This is a genomic window from Pseudomonas sp. PDM22 (assembly GCF_014851965.1).
GTDB lineage: Bacteria > Pseudomonadota > Gammaproteobacteria > Pseudomonadales > Pseudomonadaceae > Pseudomonas.
Window position 1 is genome coordinate 1 of sequence record NZ_JACVAR010000014.1, and the last position, 2,650, is coordinate 2,650.

General features: G+C 52.1%; 1 rRNA gene. It reads right to left on the minus strand.

Going from position 1 to position 2,650, the window contains the following annotated elements:
• Positions 1 to 2,650 (minus strand): 23S ribosomal RNA (locus IB255_RS30405); the annotation flags it as partial.

Consider the following 2,650-nt stretch of genomic DNA (forward strand, 5'->3'; position numbering starts at 1 on the left):
AGGGGAATCAAGTTCCCAGTGAGATCTCATCTTGAGGCTAGTTTCCCGCTTAGATGCTTTCAGCGGTTATCTATTCCGAACATAGCTACCCGGCAATGCCACTGGCGTGACAACCGGAACACCAGAGGTTCGTCCACTCCGGTCCTCTCGTACTAGGAGCAGCCCCTCTCAAATCTCAAACGTCCACGGCAGATAGGGACCGAACTGTCTCACGACGTTCTAAACCCAGCTCGCGTACCACTTTAAATGGCGAACAGCCATACCCTTGGGACCGGCTTCAGCCCCAGGATGTGATGAGCCGACATCGAGGTGCCAAACACCGCCGTCGATATGAACTCTTGGGCGGTATCAGCCTGTTATCCCCGGAGTACCTTTTATCCGTTGAGCGATGGCCCTTCCATACAGAACCACCGGATCACTAAGACCTACTTTCGTACCTGCTCGACGTGTCTGTCTCGCAGTCAAGCGCGCTTTTGCCTTTATACTCTACGACCGATTTCCGACCGGTCTGAGCGCACCTTCGTACTCCTCCGTTACTCTTTAGGAGGAGACCGCCCCAGTCAAACTGCCCACCATACACTGTCCTCGATCCGGATAACGGACCAGAGTTAGAACCTCAAGCATGCCAGGGTGGTATTTCAAGGATGGCTCCACGCAGACTGGCGTCCACGCTTCAAAGCCTCCCACCTATCCTACACAAGCAGGCTCAAAGTCCAGTGCAAAGCTACAGTAAAGGTTCACGGGGTCTTTCCGTCTAGCCGCGGATACACTGCATCTTCACAGCGATTTCAATTTCACTGAGTCTCGGGTGGAGACAGCGCCGCCATCGTTACGCCATTCGTGCAGGTCGGAACTTACCCGACAAGGAATTTCGCTACCTTAGGACCGTTATAGTTACGGCCGCCGTTTACCGGGGCTTCGATCAAGAGCTTCGCTTTCGCTAACCCCATCAATTAACCTTCCGGCACCGGGCAGGCGTCACACCCTATACGTCCACTTTCGTGTTTGCAGAGTGCTGTGTTTTTAATAAACAGTCGCAGCGGCCTGGTATCTTCGACCGGCATGGGCTTACGGAGTAAATCCTTAACCCTCGCCGGCGCACCTTCTCCCGAAGTTACGGTGCCATTTTGCCTAGTTCCTTCACCCGAGTTCTCTCAAGCGCCTTGGTATTCTCTACCCAACCACCTGTGTCGGTTTGGGGTACGGTTCCTAGTTACCTGAAGCTTAGAAGCTTTTCCTGGAAGCATGGCATCAACCACTTCATCATCTGAAAGATGACTCGTCATCAGCTCTCGGCATTAAGACCCCGGATTTACCTAAGATCTCTGCCTACCACCTTAAACTTGGACAACCAACGCCAAGCTGGCCTAGCCTTCTCCGTCCCTCCATCGCAGTAACTAGAAGTACAGGAATATTAACCTGTTTCCCATCGACTACGCTCTTCAGCCTCGCCTTAGGGACCGACTAACCCTGCGTCGATTAACGTTGCGCAGGAACCCTTGGTCTTTCGGCGTGGGAGTTTTTCACTCCCATTGTCGTTACTCATGTCAGCATTCGCACTTCTGATACCTCCAGCAAGCTTCTCAACTCACCTTCACAGGCTTACAGAACGCTCCTCTACCGCGCATCTTGCGATGCACCCGTAGCTTCGGTGTATGGTTTGAGCCCCGTTACATCTTCCGCGCAGGCCGACTCGACTAGTGAGCTATTACGCTTTCTTTAAAGGGTGGCTGCTTCTAAGCCAACCTCCTAGCTGTCTAAGCCTTCCCACATCGTTTACCACTTAACCATAACTTTGGGACCTTAGCTGACGGTCTGGGTTGTTTCCCTTTTCACGACGGACGTTAGCACCCGCCGTGTGTCTCCCACGCTGACACTTCCAGGTATTCGGAGTTTGCATCGGTTTGGTAAGTCGGGATGACCCCCTAGCCGAAACAGTGCTCTACCCCCTGGAGTGATACGTGAGGCGCTACCTAAATAGCTTTCGAGGAGAACCAGCTATCTCCGAGCTTGATTAGCCTTTCACTCCGATCCACAAGTCATCCCCTACCTTTTCAACGGGAGTGGGTTCGGTCCTCCAGTCAGTGTTACCTAACCTTCAACCTGCTCATGGATAGATCGCCCGGTTTCGGGTCTATACCCAGCGACTAAAACGCCCTATTAAGACTCGCTTTCGCTACGCCTTCCCTATACGGTTAAGCTCGCCACTGAATATAAGTCGCTGACCCATTATACAAAAGGTACGCAGTCACCTAACAAAGTAGGCTCCCACTGCTTGTACGCATACGGTTTCAGGTTCTATTTCACTCCCCTCTCCGGGGTTCTTTTCGCCTTTCCCTCACGGTACTGGTTCACTATCGGTCAGTCAGTAGTATTTAGCCTTGGAGGATGGTCCCCCCATATTCAGACAAAGTTTCTCGTGCTCCGTCCTACTCGATTTCACTTCAAAGAACCTTTCACATACGGGGCTATCACCCACTATGGCCGCACTTTCCAGAGCGTTCTGTTAGATTCAAAGAAGCTTAAGGGCTAATCCCCGTTCGCTCGCCACTACTAAGGGAATCTCGGTTGATTTCTTTTCCTCAGGGTACTTAGATGTTTCAGTTCCCCTGGTTCGCCTCTTACACCTATGTATTCAGTGCAAGATACC